The sequence below is a fragment of the Streptomyces sp. NPDC002773 genome, from assembly GCF_040295605.1.
In the GTDB taxonomy this organism is placed as follows: Bacteria; Actinomycetota; Actinomycetes; order Streptomycetales; family Streptomycetaceae; genus Streptomyces.
The window spans coordinates 221,914-239,822 of record NZ_JBEOVO010000002.1; the positions used below are offsets into that span (position 1 = coordinate 221,914).

At 73.6% G+C, this 17,909-nt stretch carries 15 protein-coding genes; 6 read left to right on the forward strand and 9 right to left on the reverse strand.

What is annotated here, in order from left to right; all coding sequences use genetic code 11:
- Window positions 1-60 precede the first annotated feature (60 nt).
- Window positions 61-1,701 (reverse strand): protein kinase domain-containing protein, encoded by a 1,641-nt coding sequence (locus ABT034_RS03635; RefSeq protein ID WP_351210845.1) that lies wholly within the window; start codon window positions 1,699-1,701, stop codon window positions 61-63.
- Between the two features lie 263 nt (window positions 1,702-1,964).
- Here ABT034_RS03635 and ABT034_RS03640 point away from each other — a divergent pair, with 263 nt between their 5' ends.
- Window positions 1,965-3,623 (forward strand): protein kinase domain-containing protein, encoded by a 1,659-nt coding sequence (locus ABT034_RS03640; protein WP_351210847.1) that lies wholly within the window; start codon window positions 1,965-1,967, stop codon window positions 3,621-3,623.
- Window positions 3,624-3,728: 105 nt separating this feature from the next.
- Here the strand turns inward: ABT034_RS03640 and ABT034_RS03645 are convergent, their stop codons facing one another.
- Window positions 3,729-4,274, reverse strand: a complete 546-nt coding sequence (locus ABT034_RS03645) for a hypothetical protein (protein ID WP_351210849.1) — start codon at window positions 4,272-4,274, stop codon at window positions 3,729-3,731.
- On the opposite strand from ABT034_RS03645, the gene ABT034_RS03650 reads away from it, so the two are divergent.
- The 5 genes from ABT034_RS03650 (at window position 4,258) to ABT034_RS03670 (ending at window position 9,659) form a co-directional block, all read left to right on the forward strand.
- A complete protein-coding gene (locus ABT034_RS03650; protein WP_351210851.1) occupies window positions 4,258-4,545 on the forward strand; it encodes a hypothetical protein in 288 nt (95 codons plus the stop codon). The genes ABT034_RS03645 and ABT034_RS03650 overlap by 17 nt on opposite strands.
- Window positions 4,546-4,640: 95 nt before the next feature.
- Window positions 4,641-5,345, forward strand: a complete 705-nt coding sequence (locus ABT034_RS03655; RefSeq protein ID WP_351210853.1) for a PadR family transcriptional regulator — start codon at window positions 4,641-4,643, stop codon at window positions 5,343-5,345.
- 69 nt (window positions 5,346-5,414) lie between these two features.
- Window positions 5,415-6,149, forward strand: coding sequence for an ABC transporter ATP-binding protein (locus tag ABT034_RS03660; protein ID WP_351210854.1), 735 nt, complete (start codon window positions 5,415-5,417; stop codon window positions 6,147-6,149).
- Window positions 6,146-9,010 carry an FtsX-like permease family protein gene (locus ABT034_RS03665; protein WP_351210856.1) on the forward strand — a complete coding sequence of 955 codons (2,865 nt, stop codon included), beginning with the start codon at window positions 6,146-6,148 and terminating at the stop codon, window positions 9,008-9,010. The genes ABT034_RS03660 and ABT034_RS03665 overlap by 4 nt, the downstream gene beginning before the upstream one ends.
- Before the next feature lie 97 nt (window positions 9,011-9,107).
- A complete protein-coding gene (locus tag ABT034_RS03670; protein ID WP_351210858.1) occupies window positions 9,108-9,659 on the forward strand; it encodes a bacterial proteasome activator family protein in 552 nt (183 codons plus the stop codon).
- Between the two features lie 75 nt (window positions 9,660-9,734).
- Here the strand turns inward: ABT034_RS03670 and ABT034_RS03675 are convergent, their stop codons facing one another.
- The 7 genes from ABT034_RS03675 to pdhA all read right to left on the reverse strand — a co-directional run bounded on the left by ABT034_RS03675 (window position 9,735) and on the right by pdhA (window position 17,878).
- Entirely contained in the window at window positions 9,735-10,721 is a 987-nt protein-coding gene (locus tag ABT034_RS03675; protein WP_351210860.1) for an NAD(P)H-quinone oxidoreductase, read from the reverse strand.
- 89 nt (window positions 10,722-10,810) lie between these two features.
- Window positions 10,811-11,896, reverse strand: a complete 1,086-nt coding sequence (locus ABT034_RS03680; RefSeq protein WP_502972790.1) for a potassium channel family protein — start codon at window positions 11,894-11,896, stop codon at window positions 10,811-10,813.
- Complete coding sequence (locus ABT034_RS03685; RefSeq protein WP_351210862.1) at window positions 11,893-13,236, reverse strand: molybdopterin molybdotransferase MoeA; 1,344 nt, start codon at window positions 13,234-13,236, stop codon at window positions 11,893-11,895. Before ABT034_RS03685 ends, ABT034_RS03680 begins: the two co-directional genes overlap by 4 nt.
- Window positions 13,233-14,096, reverse strand: a complete 864-nt coding sequence (locus ABT034_RS03690) for an NTP transferase domain-containing protein (RefSeq protein WP_351210864.1) — start codon at window positions 14,094-14,096, stop codon at window positions 13,233-13,235. The genes ABT034_RS03685 and ABT034_RS03690 overlap by 4 nt, the downstream gene beginning before the upstream one ends.
- A gap of 100 nt (window positions 14,097-14,196) precedes the next feature.
- Window positions 14,197-15,672, reverse strand: a complete 1,476-nt coding sequence (locus tag ABT034_RS03695) for a dihydrolipoamide acetyltransferase family protein (protein WP_351210866.1) — start codon at window positions 15,670-15,672, stop codon at window positions 14,197-14,199.
- Window positions 15,672-16,718 (reverse strand): alpha-ketoacid dehydrogenase subunit beta, encoded by a 1,047-nt coding sequence (locus tag ABT034_RS03700; RefSeq protein WP_351210868.1) that lies wholly within the window; start codon window positions 16,716-16,718, stop codon window positions 15,672-15,674. Before ABT034_RS03700 ends, ABT034_RS03695 begins: the two co-directional genes overlap by 1 nt.
- Window positions 16,718-17,878: a pyruvate dehydrogenase (acetyl-transferring) E1 component subunit alpha gene (pdhA, locus tag ABT034_RS03705; RefSeq protein ID WP_351211390.1), complete on the reverse strand. Its 1,161-nt coding sequence runs from the start codon at window positions 17,876-17,878 to the stop codon at window positions 16,718-16,720. The genes ABT034_RS03700 and pdhA overlap by 1 nt, the downstream gene beginning before the upstream one ends.
- Between the last annotated feature and the right edge of the window lie 31 nt (window positions 17,879-17,909).

Below are 17,909 nucleotides of genomic sequence, written 5' to 3' on the forward strand. Positions count from 1 at the left end.
TCGGCGCCACCGGCCGGACGCACCGGCAGGACGCGCCGGCAGGACGCGCCGGCAGTCGCGTCAGCGCGTCTCGGCGTCGGCGTCCGGCGGGGCCGTCGTGCCCGTGTTGCCGTTGCCCCCGGTGGGCTCGCCGCCGCCGGTCGTCTCGCCGCCGGTCGGCTCGCCGCCGCCGGTCGTCTCGCCGCCCGTCGGCGTGCCCGTCGGCGTCGGCGTACCCGCGGTCGTGGTGGGCGGGGTCGTCGTCGGCTCGCCCGTCGGCTCCTGGGACGGCGGCGTGGTCGTGGTGGCCGGCGGGTCGTACGTCGTCTCCGGCGGCCACGGGGCCTGGGTCTGGCCGCCGTCCGAGTTGCCCGGGTCCTGCGTCTGCTCCTCGGTGGTCTCCTGCGAAGGAGTGGGCTCCTTGGAGACCGTCGACGGCGCGGTGCTGACGGTCGGCGTGATGACGCCCTTCTCGCCGCCCTTCCCGCCGGTCTTGTCGAGGGCGAAGACGACTCCGGCGACGACCGCGATCACCGCGAGCGCCGCGAGCAGCCACACCTTGCCGTGCCTGCCGCTCCCGCCGCCCTGCGAGCCGTAGGCCCCGTTCTGGCCGTAGCCGCCGGTGCCGCCCGTACCGCCGTCGTAGCCGTATCCGCCGTCGTCCGGGTTGACCGGCGGCAGGATCGGGCCGTGCGCCGCGGTCTCGCCGTGCATCGGGTGCCCCAGGGCGGTCGTCGCGGCCATGCCGCCGACCGGGGTGTGTCCGCCGTCGTGCGCCTCCACCGGCCCGGTGTTCCACGTGCCGGTGTGGCCGCCCTGCTGCTGGAGCATCTGCAGGCTGTACTGGATGAGGCCGCGCATCTCCTCGGCGCTCTGGAACCGGTCGTCCGGCTCCTTCGCGAGCGAGCGCATCACCAGGCCGTCGAGCTCCGGCGGCACGGACTGCGTGACGTCGGACGGCGGGATCGGCGCGTCCTGGACGTGCTGGTACACGACGGACAGCGGGGTCTCGCCGGTGAACGGGGGCCGCAGCGCGAGGAGCTCGTAGAGGAGGCAGCCGGTCGCGTACAGGTCGGAGCGGTGGTCGACGGCCTTGCCGAGCGCCTGCTCCGGCGAGAGGTACTGCGGGGTGCCCATGACCATGCCGGTCTGGGTCATCGTCGACTGCGCGCCGTGCAGGGCGCGGGCGATGCCGAAGTCCATGACCTTGACGGCGCCGCCGTGGGTGATGATCACGTTCGCCGGCTTGATGTCGCGGTGCACGATGCCGTGCTGGTGCGAGTAGGCCAGCGCCTCCAGGACTCCGGAGACGATGATGAGGGCCTGCTCCGGCCCGGGGGCCTCGGCGCTGAGCAGCAGGTCGCGGATGGTGCGGCCCTCGACCAGCTCCATCACGATGTACGGCACGGGCCGGCCGGCCACGAGGTCCTCGCCGGAGTCGTACACGGCGACGATGGCGTGGTGGTTGAGACCGGCGACGGACTGCGCCTCGCGGGTGAAGCGGGCCTTGGAGACCGGGTCCTCGGCGAGGTCGGCGCGGAGGAGCTTCACGGCGACGGTGCGGCCGAGCCGTACGTCCTCGGCGGCGAACACCTCGGCCATGCCGCCGCGGCCCAGACGGTGGGTCAGGCGGTACCGCCCGTCGCCGACGACTCCGCCGACGCCCCAGGACTCCGCTGACGCGTCCGGCACACCGCCACCTGATCCGGATTCGGGTGCCATCAGTCCTCGCCGTCGTCTGTCGTGCCGTGTCCAGTCGTCACGCTACAGGCTCCGTACGACATCACGGTCCGAGATGGACGGGCCATCCAACCCCCTCCGCGTACACCTGTGCAAATTCGACGCTTTCCTCCGCAGCTTCGGAAACGCTTCCTGTGCGGAGGGTCACGGAACGGGCACCCGGCTTGACGTGTCACTGCCCTCGGGCAGACTTGGCCAGGAAATTCCGGATCAACGCCGCCACGCGCGCGTAGGGGGAAGCACAGATGAGCCAGGACGGCGCACAGGGCCGCTATGCGGGCGGTTCGGTCGCGGGCGGCCGGTACCAGCTGCGCGACCTTCTCGGCGAGGGCGGCATGGCGTCGGTGTACCTGGCCTACGACAGCGCGCTCGACCGGCAGGTCGCCATCAAGACGCTGCACACCGAGCTCGGCCGGGAGCAGTCGTTCCGCGAGCGGTTCCGACGCGAGGCGCAGGCGGTCGCGAAGCTGTCGCACACCAACATCGTGTCGGTCTTCGACACCGGCGAGGACGACCTCGGCGGTGCCGTCATGCCGTACATCGTCATGGAGTACGTGGAGGGGCAGCCGCTCGGCTCGGTCCTCGCCTCGGACGTCCGGCAGTACGGCGCGATGCCGGCCGACAAGGCGCTGAAGGTCACGGCCGACGTGCTGGCCGCCCTCGAGGTCAGCCACGAGATGGGCCTGGTCCACCGCGACATCAAGCCGGGCAACGTGATGACGACCAAGCGCGGCGTGGTCAAGGTCATGGACTTCGGCATCGCGCGGGCCATGCAGTCCGGCGTCACGTCGATGACGCAGACCGGCATGGTCGTCGGCACCCCGCAGTACCTCTCCCCCGAGCAGGCCCTCGGCCGCCCGGTGGACGCCCGCTCCGACCTCTACTCGGTCGGCATCATGCTCTTCCAGCTGCTCACGGGCCGGCTCCCCTTCGACGCCGACTCCGCCCTCGCCATCGCGTACGCGCACGTGCAGGAGGAGCCGGTCGCCCCGTCCACCGTCAACCGGGCGGTGACGCCGGCGATGGACGCGCTCGTCGCCCGCGCGCTGCGAAAGAACCCGAACGAGCGGTTCCCGAGCGCGGCGGCGATGCGCGACGAGTGCCTGCGGGTGCTCGCGGCGGGCCAGACCGGCGCTCCGGTGATCGTCCAGGGCGGCGGCCCGGTCAGCAGCGGCGCGGGCGTCGGCTCGGCGGTCTTCCCGCCCGTCGGCCAGACCCCGCCGCCGCACCCGCAGCCCGGCCCGCACGGGGTGCAGCAGCCCTACCAGCCGGGACCGTACGGCCCGGCGACCCCCGCGCCCGCGCCCTCGTACGGCTACCCGCAGCAGGCGCCGACGCCCGCGCCGGTGTCGTACCAGACCCCCGCCCCGGCCCCCGCGTCGTACCGGACGCCGGGCCCCGCGCCGTACGCGCCGGTGCACACGCCCGCGCCCGCCCCGACGGGCGGCGGTTCGCGGCGGACGCCGCTGCTGGTGGGCGCGATCGTCGCCGCGCTGCTCGCGATCGGCGGAGTGCTCGTGGTGACCAACATGAAGGACAAGGACCCGGGCACCGAGGCGGGCGGCACCGGCGGCTCGGAGACGCAGCAGAGCCAGAGCGCGGCCCCGGGCCACAAGGGTCCCGACCTGACCAAGACGATCGACTCGAAGAAGTGCTCCCAGCCGAGGGAGTCGAGCGACGACCCCGAGAAGTTCGAGGTCCCGAACTTCATGTACAAGAACATCCAGTCGGTGAAGGACTGCGTCCAGGCCGCCGGGTGGAAGATCATGACCCAGACCCCGGTGGACGAGGCGACGTACGGCGAGGGCACGGTCCTTGAGCAGTACCCGCCGGCCGGTGAGGACATCACCGCCAAGGACGCCGAGTTCACTCTCAAGATCTCGACGGGCAACCCGCCGCAGTAGCCCTGGCGCTCACCTCTTCCACCTGCTGACCCCGTCCCGGATGCCGGAAACGTCCCGTCATGTGACGCTGAGTCGACCATCTCGGCTGCTCGGTACGGGAGGGGGTCACCCGGTGACTCCAGCACTCCGCAGGGCACGCGCGCGGGCTCTCGGCCCCGCGCTCACCTGCGTGTTCACCTGCGCGTGCACCCTGTACGCCGCGCCCCTCGGATACGGGCAGGGCCTGGCGTACGGGGTGGAGGCGGCCGCCGGCCCGTCGGCGGCGACCACGGCCCCGCCGCCCGCGACCGGCACCACCCCCGCGCCGCCGCCTTCTTCGACCCCGCCCGCGGCCCCTTCCTCGTCCGCCGCCGCGCCGACCGCGACCGTCAGCCCGTCCCGTTCCTCTTCCTCGCCCCCCTCGGCGTCCGCGTCCCCTTCCTCTTCCTCCTCCGTATCCGCCTCTGTCCCTGTCTCGCCGGGGCGGACCGGTGGCTCCGGTACGCCCCCGCCCCCGGCGCCCGCGCCGACCGGCACCGGGGCGCCGGCCCCGTCCGCGTCGAGGGCCGAGCCCAGCGACGCCCCCGCCCCCGTCGGCTCCGCCTCCCTCGCGGGCAGGCCGGCCGGTGAGGGGCGGACCCGGCCCGGCCGCTCCGTGCCGCCCAGCGCCACGGAGCCCTCGTCCGACGCCTCCCGTACCGAAACGGCAACAGACCCGGCTGCCCCGGAGGGCGAGGAGGAGGAAGCCGAAGCGGTACGCGAGGAGGACCCCGTCCTCACGGAGGTGCCGCCCGCGAGCCGGCCCGCCGCCGCGCCGCGCGGGGCGGCCGAAGCCGCTCCCGCCCTCGTCGACCAGCGGATTCCCGTCCTCACCCTGGGAGTGGGGCTGGCCATGATGGGACTCGGGATCGGTTTTCTCGGGGTGCGGATGCGCCGCCGCTGAGCCCCTCGGCCCGCGGGGGTCCCCCTTGAGGCGGACCTGCCGCTTCCGTCTCAGGGCGGTTGTTCGCACGGGCATACCCGGTATACATACTGAGTATGTCGATCCGCCACGGGCTTCTCGCCCTCCTCGAACGCGGCCCTCGGTACGGCTCCCAGCTCCGTACGGAGTTCGAGTCCCGCACCGGCTCCACCTGGCCGCTCAACGTCGGCCAGGTCTATACGACCCTGAGCCGGCTGGAGCGCGACGGCATGGTCACCCAGGGCGGCGAGGACGCGGCCGGGCACGCGCTCTACGCGATCACCGACAGCGGCCGCGCCGAGCTCAGGACCTGGTTCGAGAACCCGGTGGACCGCACCAGCCCCGCCCGTGACGAGCTGGCCATCAAGCTCGCCATGGCCGTGGGAGCCCCCGGTGTCGACATCCGCGCCGTCATCCAGTCCCAGCGCCGGCACACCGTGAAGGCGATGCAGGACTACACCCGCCTCAAGGCCCAGGCCCTCGCCGCCGTCGAGAGCAGCGCGGCCCGCGAACGGGACGACGTGGCCTGGCTGCTCGTCCTGGAGCAGCTGATCTTCCAGACCGAGGCCGAGGCGCGCTGGCTGGACCACTGCGAGTCCCGGCTGATCCGCCTGTCGGCGACGGCCGCGAACGCACCGGGCGTACCGGGAGCGCCGAGCTCGGCGGCCGAGTCGAACGCACCGGCCGAGAACGCTCCGGACGCGCCGCCCGCCGAGGCGGCACCTGCCGTCGCCGCATCCGCCACCGCACGGCCGGGTGCCGTACGGCCCCAGGACCACTGACGCACCACCTTTCCACCGCTCGTTCCCGTACCCGGCCGACCGCCGTGTACGTCCAAGGGGGGACCCCTCATGCCCGCACAGCAGCCCGTGCTGCAACTGCAGAACCTGACCCGCGTCCATGGCGCGGGCGCCACCGAGGTGCATGCCCTGCGCGGCATCGACCTCGCCGTGTACCCCGGTGAACTCGTCGCCGTCATGGGTCCGTCCGGCTCCGGCAAGTCCACGCTCCTGACCATCGCGGGCGGCCTCGACACCGCCACCTCGGGCCGGGTGATCGTCGAGGACACCGACATCACCACCGCCGGCGTCAAGGAGCTGGCGGCCCTGCGCCGCCGCAGCATCGGCTACGTCTTCCAGGACTACAACCTCATTCCGGCGCTCACCGCGGCCGAGAACGTGGCCCTGCCCCGTGAGCTGGACGGGACCTCCGCCCGCAAGGCGCGCGTCGAGGCCCTCAGCGCTCTGGAGGAGATGGGGCTCGGCCACCTCGCCGACCGCTTCCCCGACGAGATGTCCGGCGGCCAGCAGCAGCGTGTCGCCATCGCCCGCGCCCTCGTCGGCGACCGCCGGCTCGTCCTCGCCGACGAGCCGACCGGCGCCCTCGACTCCGAGACCGGCGAGTCCGTGCTCGCTCTCCTCCGCAGCCGCTGCGACGCGGGCGCCGCCGGCGTCCTCGTCACCCACGAGCCGCGGTTCGCCGCCTGGGCCGACCGTGTCGTGTTCCTCCGGGACGGCGCCATCGTCGACCAGACCGTGCGCAGCGAGGCCGATTCCCTGCTGTCGGGCCAGGTGGCTGAGGCGTGAAGACCTGGTTCCACTCCTGGCGGGCCGCGATCCGCATCGCCCGTCGTGACGCCTGGCGTTCCAAGGGCCGCAGCGCCCTCGTCCTGGCCATGATCGCCCTGCCGATCCTGGGTGTCAGCGCCCTGGATCTGACCATCCGCAGTTCCGAGCTGTCGCCCGCCGAGCGGGCGGACCGCACGATCGGCGCGGCCGACGCCCAGTTCAAGGACTCCGGCTACGGCGGGGTGCCGATCTTCCAGGATCCGATCGGCGAGTTGAACACACCGGCCAAGGACTACGGGGACGGGGTGTGGCCGACCGGTTCCGTCGATGTCACCAAGAGCATCCCGGCGGGTTCCACGGTCCTGACGGACAGCAACGGCTCCGCCAAGGTGACGACGGCTCACGGTCTGCTCATGACCGAGATCCGTGAGCTCAAGGCTGGCGATCCGATCGCCCGCGGCATCATGACGCTCCTCGACGGGCGCTTCCCGGAGAAGAACGACGAGGTCATGGCGACCTCCCACTTCCTGGAGACCAGTGGTCTGGCGATCGGCTCGAACCTTTCCGCCCGCAACTTCGACCGCCCGTACCGGATCGTCGGCTCCTACGAACTTCCCGACTCGCTGAAGACCGCCCAGGTCAACGCGCTGCCGGGGGCCTTCCTCGCGCCGTACGCGAAGGCCGCCGAGAAGGCCGGTCTGCCCGCACCCGGGTCCTCCACCACGTATCTGGTGCGCAAGCCCGGTGGTTTCACGTGGAACATGGTCAAGGAGCTCAACACCAAGGGTGTGGTCGTCGCCTCGCGTGCCGTGCTGCTCGACCCGCCGGCCGAGTCCGAGATCCCGCTCTTCCAGAAGGAGGGCTGGGGCAACTTCAACGACAGCCCGGCGGCGAACGCCGCCGAACTCGCCGCCCTCGGCACCGTCGTCGGCCTGGCGATGCTGGAGATCTGTCTGCTCGCAGGACCGGCCTTCGCGGTCGGCGCCCGCCGCTCGCGCCGCCAGCTCGGTCTGGTCGGGGCCAACGGCGGTGCCCGCAGCCACATCCGAGCGATCGTGCTGAGCGGCGGTCTGGTCATCGGTGTCGCCGCGGCCGTCACGGGTACGGTGCTCGCCCTGGTCCTCACCCTGGCGCTCCAGCCGGTCCTCGAAGAGGCCATGGGCCAGCGGTTCGGGGCCTTCGACGTCCGGCCGCTCGAGATCCTCGGCATCGCGCTGCTCGCCGTTCTGACCGGTCTGCTCGCCTCGATCGTGCCGGCCGTCACCGCCTCCCGGCAGACGGTCCTCGCCTCGCTCACCGGCCGCCGCGGAGTCCGCCGCAGCAGCCGGGTGCTGCCCCTGATCGGGCTCGGGGCCGTCCTGGTCGGCGGCGCCATCGCGCTCTTCGGCTCCGTGGTCAGCGAGCAGTTCATCATGGTGGCGGGCGGCTCGGCCATCGCCGAGCTGGGTGTCGTCGCCATGACCCCGGCCCTGGTGGGCCTGTTCGGGCGGGCCGGGCGCTGGCTGCCGCTGTCGCCGCGGCTCGCGCTGCGGGACGCCGTGCGCAACCGGGGCCGTACGGCCCCCGCCGTCGCCGCCGTCCTCGCCGCCGTCGCGGGCACCGTCGCCGTGGCCACGTACATGGCGAGCAGCGAGGCCCAGTACAAGGCCGAGTACCAGGCCATGCTGCCGTACGGAGCTGTCTCCGCCTTCGTCACGGAGGAGGGCGGCCGGGACGTCCCCGCGGTCCGCGAGACGGTCCAGCGCCTCCTGCCCGTCGACGTCCGCGCCGACGTCGAGCGCGTCTCCCTCGGCAAGCCCGGCTGCCCGCTGTGGGGCGGCGGCGAGGGCTGCGGCCGCTACGAGGTCGTCATTCCCCCGGCGAACGAATGCCCCATGTACGTGGCGGTTCCCGGGAGCGCCGACCCCTCGGAACGGTTCACCCCCGAGCAGCGGCGGAAGATGATGGCCGAGGACTGGCGGTGCCAGCAGTCGTCGAACGGCCACGGCGTCTACACCGACGGCGGTCTGCTGGTCGGTGACGCCAAGGTCCTCAAGGTCCTCGGCATCGAGGACGCGGGAGCCGTGAAGGCCCTCGCCGAGGGGAAGATCGTCAGCTTCAACCGCTCCCAGGTCGACAAGAACGGCACCATCGGGATCCGCCAGGTCACCGACATCGCCGCCGCCGACAAGGCCGCCGAGACAGGCCGCCCCGCACCCGGCAAGGTCAGCTCGATTCCCGCCTACCGCGTGCCCGGCAGCCCGAAGACCTACGGCCTCCAGGCCCTGATGACCCCGGCCACCGCCAAGGCCGCCGGACTCTCCACGGTGGCGCTGGGCGTGTACGCCTCCACCGACCACCTGCCGGACAGCGAGCAGCGGCAGAAGCTCGACAGCGAGCTCACCAAGCTCGGCAGCACCGTCGAGGTCCACGTGGAGGAAGGTTTCGTCAACGACAACAGCATCATCCTGCTCGCGCTCTCCGTCTTCGCGGGCCTCGTCACCATCGGCGCCGCCGGTATCGCCACCGGCCTCGCCCAGGCCGACGCCGAGGCCGACCTGAAGACGCTCGCCGCGGTCGGCGCTCCGCCCCGGGTACGCCGTACGCTCAGCGGCTTCCAGTGCGGGGTCGTCGCCGCGATGGGCGTGATCCTCGGCTCGGCGGCGGGGCTGCTGCCCGCGATGGGCCTCCGGCTCACCGAGGAGCGCGAACGGATCCGCTTCCACGAGGAGGCCGTCGCCCAGGGCTGGAGCACCGCGTCCGACCTGCCGTACGTCCCGATCGTCGTCCCGTGGGAGACCCTGGCGGGCCTGCTCGTCGCCGTACCGCTCGGTGCCGCGCTGCTCGCCGCCCTGGTGACCCGCTCGCGCGGCGCGGTGGCCCGGCGCGCGGCGACCTGACGGTCTTCGTTGCCGTCCTGTGCCCCTGTACGAGGGTGGATCACCCTCGTACAGGGGCACACCCCGTGGTGACGCATGTGTACGAGAGAATGGCGGCATGGAGATGCCGAGGAATGACAGGTCGCAGGAGAGCCCCCAGGTCCTCATCGTGGGACAGGACGGGATGGCGCTCGGCGGCACTCAGGGCGACGACGAACCCCGCGAGGTCCCGGTGACGGATATGGTCGAGCAGCCTGCGAAGGTCATGAGGATCGGCAGCATGATCAAACAGCTCCTGGAGGAAGTACGCGCGGCACCTCTCGACGAGGCCAGCCGCGTGCGGCTCAAGGACATCCACGCCAGCTCCGTGAAGGAGCTGGAGGACGGGCTCGCGCCCGAACTGGTCGAGGAACTGGAGCGTCTCTCCCTGCCGTTCACGGACGAGGCGATCCCCTCCGAGGCGGAGCTGCGCATCGCGCAGGCCCAGCTCGTGGGCTGGCTCGAGGGCCTCTTCCACGGCATCCAGACCGCGCTGTTCGCCCAGCAGATGGCGGCCCGCGCGCAGCTGGAGCAGATGCGCAGCAGGGCGCTGCCGCCGGGCGCGTCGCACGACGAGGACGACGAGGACCGCGGCCACGGCCACGCGGTCCGCTCGGGGCCGTACCTGTAGACCCGGGGAGACGGAAGGGGCCCGGCACGCGAAGTGCCGGGCCCCTTTGCCGTAGGTGCTTCAGGCCTGAGTCCTTCAGGCCTGGGGCGCGAGGAGCAGCACCTTGCCGACGTGGCCGCCGGATTCAAGGGCGCGGTGGCCCTCGGCGGCGTCCGTCAGCGGCACCGTACGGTCGACGACCGGTCGGACCGTGCCGGCGCCGATCAGCGGCCAGACGTGCTCCCGTACGGCGGCGACGATCGCCGCCTTCTCCTGTACCGGGCGGGACCGCAGCGTGGTCGCCAGGACGGCGGCGCGCTTCGCGAGCAGCGCCCCGAGGTTCAGCTCGCCCTTCACCCCGCCCTGGAGCCCGATGACGACGAGGCGGCCGTTCACGGCCAGCGCCTTCACGTTCCGCTCCAGGTACTTGGCGCCGACGATGTCCAGGATGACGTCCGCTCCCGCCCCGTCGGTGGCCTTGTGCAGCTCCTCGACGAAGTCCTGCTCGCGGTAGTCGATGAGGATGTCCGCGCCGAGCTCGGCGCAGCGCGCCAGCTTCTCTGGACCCCCGGCGGTGACCGCGACCCGCGCCCCGACCGCCTTCGCCAGCTGGACGGCCATCGTGCCGATCCCGCTCGCGCCGCCGTGCACGAGCAGCGTCTCGCCCGGCCGCAGGTGGGCGAGCATGAAGATGTTCGACCAGACGGTGCAGGCGACTTCCGGCAGCGCGGCGGCCGTGGCCAGGTCGACGCCCTCCGGAACGGGGAGCAGCTGGCCGGCCGGGACGACGACCTTCTCCGCGTAACCGCCGCCGGCGAGCAGCGCGCACACCTCGTCACCGACGGACCAGCCGGACACCCCCGGGCCGAGGGCGGCGATCCGGCCCGAACACTCCAGGCCGGGGTACGGGGAGTTGCCGGGCGGCGGGTCGTAGAAGCCCTGGCGCTGGAGCAGATCGGCGCGGTTGACGGCGCTCGCCACCACCTCGACGAGCACCTCGCCCTCGCCGGGTACGGGATCGGGCACCTCGGCCCAGACGAGGGCCTCGGGGCCACCGGGTTCCGGAATCGTGATCGCATACATGGCGGCGAGGCTACTCCCGCCGCCGCCCCGGGACGGGGTGCAGCCGGGCCCGGGGGCGGGGCTGGGGCCGAGGGCGGGGTGCCGCCGGCTCAGTCCTCCGGCGGAGTGCTGAGCGGGGTGACCGCCGCGGCGCGCACGATGGTGATCAGCCGGTCGGTGAGCTGGAGCGGGTTGGCGGCGGGGTCGTCGTACCCGAGGAGCCGGTGGCCGCGGAGCACGCTCACCACCAGGTCGCCGGTCTCCCGCGGGCTCTTGCCGGCCTCGCTCTTGGTCACCGGGCGTTCCACCAGGTCGAGGCCGGAGCCCTGCTGGATCAGGTCCTCCATCACCGTGCCGGCGCTGGGGCTGAGCACGGAGAGCCCGAGCAGACGCCCGGCGGCGCTGGCGCTGGTGATGACCGCGTCCGCGCCGGACTGGCGCAGCAGCGGCGCGTTCTCCTCCTCGCGGACCGCGGCGACGATCTTCGCGCCCCGGTTGAGCTGGCGGGCCGTGAGGGTGACCAGGACGGCCGTGTCGTCGCGCTGGGTGGCGATGACGATCTGCCGGGCCCGCTGCACCTCGGCGCGGAGCAGCACGTCACTGCGGGTCGCGTCGCCGATGACGCCGACGAACCCGTCCGCGTTCGCCGTCTCGATCACCTTGCTGGACGGGTCGACGATGACGATCTGTTCCTTGCTCAGGCCGGTCGCGCAGAGGGTCTGGATCGCGGACCGCCCCTTCGTACCGAAGCCGACGATGACGGTGTGGTCGCGCAAGGTGGACCTCCAGCGGTTCAGCCGGAACTCCTCGCGGGTCCGCTCGGTGAGGACCTCGAGAGTGGTGCCGACCAGGATGATCAGAAACAGCACGCGCAGGGGCGTGACCAGCAGGATGTTGGCGAGCCGCGCCGTGTCGCTGTACGGGACGATGTCGCCGTATCCGGTGGTGGAGAGCGTCACGGTCGCGTAGTAGGCGCAATCGAGGAAGTCGAGCGTCTCGTTGGCGTTGTCGTGGTAGCCCTCGCGGTCGACGTAGACGATGAGGACCGTCAGGGCGAGCACGCCGAGCGCCATGAGCAGCCGCTTGCCGACCTGGCGCAGCGGGCGCTCGACCTCTCGGCGGGGCAGCGTGACCCGAGGACCGGAGAGTTTCTCGTCCGCGTGGCGGGCCATCACGTCACGACTGGGAAGTTTCACGTGAAACACGCTCCTTGGGCCGGCACGGCCCCCGCTTCGGTCGGCCAGGGAAGATCGAGGATGTGCAGCTCCTGGCCGGACCGCGCACCGCCGGGTGGCACGACGGCCAGGCCGTCCGCGGCGGCGATGCCCCGGAGCATGGCCGGGCCGTTGTAGCGCAGGGGTACGGCCCGTCCGCCGCGGCGGACGACCGGGACGAGCCGCGTGTCGTACGGATGCCCGTGCACCTCGTCCTGAACGGCGGCGCGGGGCGGGGGCGGGGTCGTTCCGCCCTCCGTTCCCGGTGTCGCGAGGGCCGTGAGCAGGGGCTCGGCGAGGGTGAGGAGTCCGGAGACGGCCGCGAGCGGGTTACCGGGGAGCCCGACGAGATGCCGTACGGGGCGGTCCGGGGCGGGTTCGGCGTCGAGGCGGGCGAGCAGCATCGGGTGGCCCGGCCGGACCTTCACCCCGTCGACCAGGAGGGTGGCGCCGGCCTTGTCGAGCACTCCGTGGACGTGGTCCACGGGCCCGGCGGCGGTCCCGCCGGTGGTGACGACGAGGTCGGCGGTGGAGCCGGTGACGGCGGCGTACAGCTCCTCGGCGTCGTCACCGATACGGCGGGTGGCGAGGACGTCGGCGCCGAGCGCTGTCAGCCAGGGGCCGAGCATCGGGCCGAGGGCGTCACGGATCAGCCCCTCGTGGGGGAGGCCGGCCGTGAGCAGTTCGTCGCCGAGGACCAGGATCTCCACGCGGGGGCGGGACGGTACGGGCAGCTCGTCGTAGCCGGCGGCGGCGGCGAGGCCCAGCACGGCGGGGGTCACGGTGGTCCCCGAGGGGAGCAGCTCGTCGCCCGAGCGGCACTCCTGGCCCCGGGGGCGGATGTCCTGCCCCGGCACCACCTCGCGCAGGGCGTGCAGCAGGGTGGCGGCAGCGTCCGTGCCCGACTGCTCGGTGCGGGAGTGCTCGGTACGGACGACGGCGGTGGTCCCGGTGGGGACGCGGGCGCCGGTGGCGATCCGTACGGCCTCACCGGCGGCCGACACCTCGGCGGACGTCTGCCCGGCGAGCACGGCGCCGTCCTCGCGTACGGTCCAGGGGCCGGGGCCGGAGACCGCCCAGCCGTCCATGGCGGAGGTGTCGAAGGGCGGCAGATCGGTGAGGGCGAGGAGCGGCTCCGCCAGGACCTGGCCGAGCGCCCGGCCCAGGGGAACGCCAAGGGGCGCCCGGCCGGCCCGAGCGGAGACCCCGGCGCGTACGGCGGCGGCACGCGCCTCGGGCCAGGCGGTGGCGCGGTGCGGCTGCCCGGCGCGGGCGTCGGTGGCGGTGCCCGGGGTCACCGGGGCGGGCTCCCTCGGACTCATCCGGCCTCGTCCCGCTCGTCCTGCTCGGCGGCCCAGCGCTGGGCCAGCGCGGCGGCCTTGCGGGCGGCCTCGGCGACCGCCTCAGGACCGCCCTCGGCGCCCGCGCGCGCCGCCGCGTAGCCGACCAGGAAGGTGGTCAGGGGCGCGGCGGGGCGGGCCACTCCATGGGCGGCGTCACGGGCCAGGTCGAGCAGCAGGCCGGTGTCGACGTCCAGCTCGATGCCCAGTTCGTCCTTGACTGCGGTGATCCATTCATCCAGCACGGTCCCATGCTCCCTGATGCGGGCCCGGGCCGTGGCGATGTCCTCCCAGGTGTCGCAGTCGAAGGAGGCGAGGGGGCCCGCGGTGACGCGGGCGAGGCGGAGCGCCCCGGTGAGCAGGCGCAGCGGAGCACCGGAGAGGGTGCCGCGTCCTTCGGCGATCAGCGCCAGTTCCCGCCGGAGCGGAGCACTGCGGTACACGGCGACGAGCGGCTGGTCCCGTCCCTCGGGGTCGGTGAGGAGCACGGCCTCGGCGTCGGGGGCCTCGGTGAGTGCCCCGAGCAGCCGTCGCACGGTGTCCTCGTCCAGGAAGGGCAGATCTGCGGAGAGGACGAGCAGGACCTCGGCCCCGGTCTCCCGTACCCCCGCGCCGAGGGCGGCGAGCGGCCCTCCGCCGGGCGGGTCCTCCCTGGTCCAGCGGACGGGACGGGTGGTCGGGCGGGGATCCCCGACGACCACGGTCCGGTCCGCGCCTCGGGCAGCCGTGAGGACCCGGTCGAGGAGCGCCCGGCCTCCGATCCGTACACCGGGCTTGTCGGCGCCGCCGAGGCGCTCGGCGGCGCCTCCGGCGAGCACGACGGCGTCATGTGCAGTGGTCACCCGAGCAGTATGGGCTGCCACCGGCCCCCGCCGTCGGGCGCGTCTCCCTTGATGAGACGGACCCGGCGGCGGTGGCCGCGCGAAGCCCCCCGGTCGGGGGTCAGAGCGTGCGCAGCAGGACCGCGGGCTGCTCGACGCAGTCCGCCACGTACCGCAGGAATCCGCCCGCCGTGCCGCCGTCGCAGACGCGGTGGTCGAAGGTGAGGGAGAGCTGGACCACCTGACGGACGGCCAGCTCGCCCTGGTGCACCCACGGCTTGGGGATGATCCGGCCGACGCCGAGCATGGCGGCCTCGGGGTGGTTGATGATCGGCGTGGATCCGTCGACCCCGAACACCCCGTAGTTGTTCAGGGTGAACGTGCCGCCCGTCAGATCGGCGGGGGTGAGCGCGGACTGCCGGGCCGCCTCCGTCAGCCGGGCGAACTCCGCCGTCAGCGACTCGGCCGTGCGGGTCCCCGCGTCCTTGACGACGGGGACGACGAGGCCGCGCGGGGTCTGGGCGGCGAAGCCGAGGTGCACGGCCGGCAACCGGACGATCTCCCTGGCGGCGGTGTCCACGGTGGAGTTGAGCTCGGGGAACCGGGCCAGGGCGTGGACGCAGATCCGGGCGAGGAGCGCGAGCAGGGAGATCTTCGGCCCGCCCGCCGCGTTCATCGCCGTCCGCACGGTCATCAGCTCGGTGGCGTCGGCGTCGACCCAGCAGGTCGCGTCCGGGATCTCTGTACGGCTGCGGGACAGCTTGTCCGCGACGGCGCCGCGGACCCCGCGCAGCGGGACCCGTTCACCGGCCGCGGCGGCGACCGCCGGGGCGGTGGCGACGGCGGGTACGGGCGCCTGTGGGGCCACCGTACGGTCCAGGGCCGCGAGGGCCAGCTCCACGTCGGCGCGCAGGATCAGCCCCTCGGGCCCCGATCCGCGTACCTCCCGCAGGTCGAGCCCCCGGTCCCTGGCCAGCTTCCGTACGAGCGGAGAGATGACGGGCACCGGGCCCCCGTTCCCCGCGCCCCCCACGCCAACGGACGCCGACGGCAGGCCGGCGGGCGCCGGGGGCGCGACGGCGGGTGCCGCAGCCGGGACAGCGACGGTGGGCGCCGCCGCCGGGGCGGCGACGGGTACGGCCGTCCGCGCCACGGCCGGGCTCTCGTGCCGTACGCGACGGCGCCGGGCGGCGGGCCCGGCCGTGCCGTAGCCGACCAGCACGTTGCCCGAGTACTCGGACGAGACGGCAGAGGCGGCGTGCTCCTCCGACGCGGCAGGGGCGGCGGTGGCAGGAGCCGCGTCGGCTCCGACCTCGTCCGCCCCCGCTCCCGCACCCGCGCCTGTCCCCGTACCGCCCACCGCGACCGTCAGGAGCGGTGCGCCGACGGGCAGTTCGGCGCCCTCCTCGCCGTACCGGGCGGTGACGACACCGCCGTACGGGCAGGGCACCTCGACCATGGCCTTGGCCGTCTCGACCTCGACGACCGGCTGGTCGATGGCGACGACGTCGCCGACGGCGACCAGCCAGCGGACGATCTCCGCCTCGGTGAGTCCCTCACCGAGGTCGGGCAGCTTGAACTCGAGCACCTGGGCCATCAGCTTCCCGCCTCCCACTGCAGCCGCGCCACCGCGTCCAGGACCCGGTCCACGCCGGGCAGATGGTGCCGCTCCAGCATGGGCGGCGGGTACGGGATGTCGAAGCCCGCGACCCGCAGCACCGGTGCCTCCAGGTGGTGGAAGCAACGCTCCGTCACGCGCGCGGCGATCTCCGCGCCGGGGCCGCCGAACCCGGTCGCCTCGTGGACCACGACCGCGCGGCCGGTGCGCCGCACCGAGGCGCAGACGGTCTCGTCGTCGAAGGGCACGAGCGAGCGCAGGTCGACGACCTCCAGGTCCCAGCCCTCGGCCTGCGCGGCCTCCGCGGCCTCCAGGCAGACCGGCACCGAGGGACCGTAGGTGATCAGGGTGGCCCCGGTGCCCGGCCGCCGTACGACGGCCTTGCCGATCGGCTCCACGCGCGCGGGGGCCTCGGGGGACCAGTCCGACTTGGACCAGTAGAGCCGCTTGGGTTCGAGGAAGACCACGGGGTCGTCGGAGGCGATGGCCGCGCGCAGCAGCCCGTACGCGTCCTCGACGGTGGCCGGGGTGACGACGTGGAGGCCGGGGGTGGCCGTGTAGTAGGCCTCGGAGGAGTCGCTGTGGTGCTCGACGCCGCCGATCCCGCCGCCGTACGGGACGCGGATGACGATCGGCATCGGCATCGCGCCGCGGGTGCGGTTCCGCATCCGCGCCACATGGGAGATCAGCTGCTCGAACGCCGGGTAGGCGAACGCGTCGAACTGCATCTCCACGACGGGCCGCAGGCCGTACATGGCCATGCCGACGGCCGCGCCGAGGATGCCGGCCTCGGCCAGCGGGGTGTCCGTGCAGCGGTCCTCGCCGAACTCCTTGGCGAGCCCGTCGGTGACCCGGAAGACGCCGCCGAGCGTGCCGACGTCCTCGCCCATCACGTGGACGGTCGGGTCCTCGGCCATCGCGTCGCGCATGGCGCGCTGGAGTGCCTGCGCCATCGTGGCGGGCTTGGCCTTGCCGGCGTTTCCGCCGGCCTTGGCCGCCGCGGGGCCGGTCGTCGCGGTCGTCATCACGCCTCACCCTCGGCTTCGAGCTCGGCGCGCAGCTGCGCCGCCTGTTCCCGCAGCTGCGTGGTCTGCTCTGCGTACACGTGGGCGAAGAGGTCCATCGGGTCGAGCACCGGGTCGGCGTTCATCCGCTCGCGCAGCTCCGCGGCCATCGTCTCGGCGGCCTCGGCCGCCGCGCGCCTGCCGTCCTCGTCGAGCAGGCCGCGCTCCGTCAGTTCCCGTTCGAGGAGGAGGATCGGGTCGTGCGCCCGCCAGGTCTCGACCTCGCCTGCCGCGCGGTAGCGGGTGGCGTCGTCGGCGTTGGTGTGGGCGTCGATCCGGTAGGTGATGGCCTCGACGAGGGTGGGCCCGCCGCCGCGCCGCGCGCGTGCCACGGCCTCGGTGAGCACCTGGTGGACGGCGACCGCGTCGTTGCCGTCGACGAGCCGGCCGGGCATCCCGTATCCGACGGCCTTGTGGGCGAGGGAGGGGGCGGCGGTCTGCTTGGCGAGCGGCACGGAGATCGCGAAGCCGTTGTTCTGCACGAAGAAGACCACCGGGGCCTGCCAGACGGCCGCGAAGTTCAGCGCCTCGTGGAAGTCGCCCTCGCTGGTGCCGCCGTCGCCGACCATGGCGAGCGCGACCACGTCGTCGCCCTTGAGCCGGGCCGCGTGGGCCAGGCCCACCGCGTGCGGGAGCTGGGTGGCGAGCGGGGTGCAGAGCGGCGCGATGCGGTGCTCGTGCGGGTCGTAGCCGGTGTGCCAGTCGCCGCGCAGCAGGGTCAGGGCCTGCACGGGGTCGAGGCCGCGGGCGACGGCCGCCAGGGTGTCGCGGTACGAGGGGAAGAGCCAGTCCCGGTCCTCCAGGGCGAGGGCGGCGGCGATCTCGCACGCCTCCTGGCCGGTGGTCGACGGGTACACGGCGAGGCGGCCCTGCTTGGTGAGGGCGGTGGCCTGCGTGTTGTACCGGCGGCCGCGGACCAGCTCCGCGTAGAGCCGGAGCAGCAGCGCGGGGTCGGCGTCGGCCACGGCGTCCGTGCCGAGCACGCGCAGCGGCTCGGTGTCGGGCAGCAGCGGGGCGGGGTCGGTACGCGGCTGCCACGCCGGCGGCGGGGTCGGCCGGTAGGCGGGAACGGCACCGGGCGGCTCTTGGACTGTCGAACTGCGCTGTTGCAACGAGTCCACCTCCTCGTGGGAGCGGGCATAGAACCCGAAG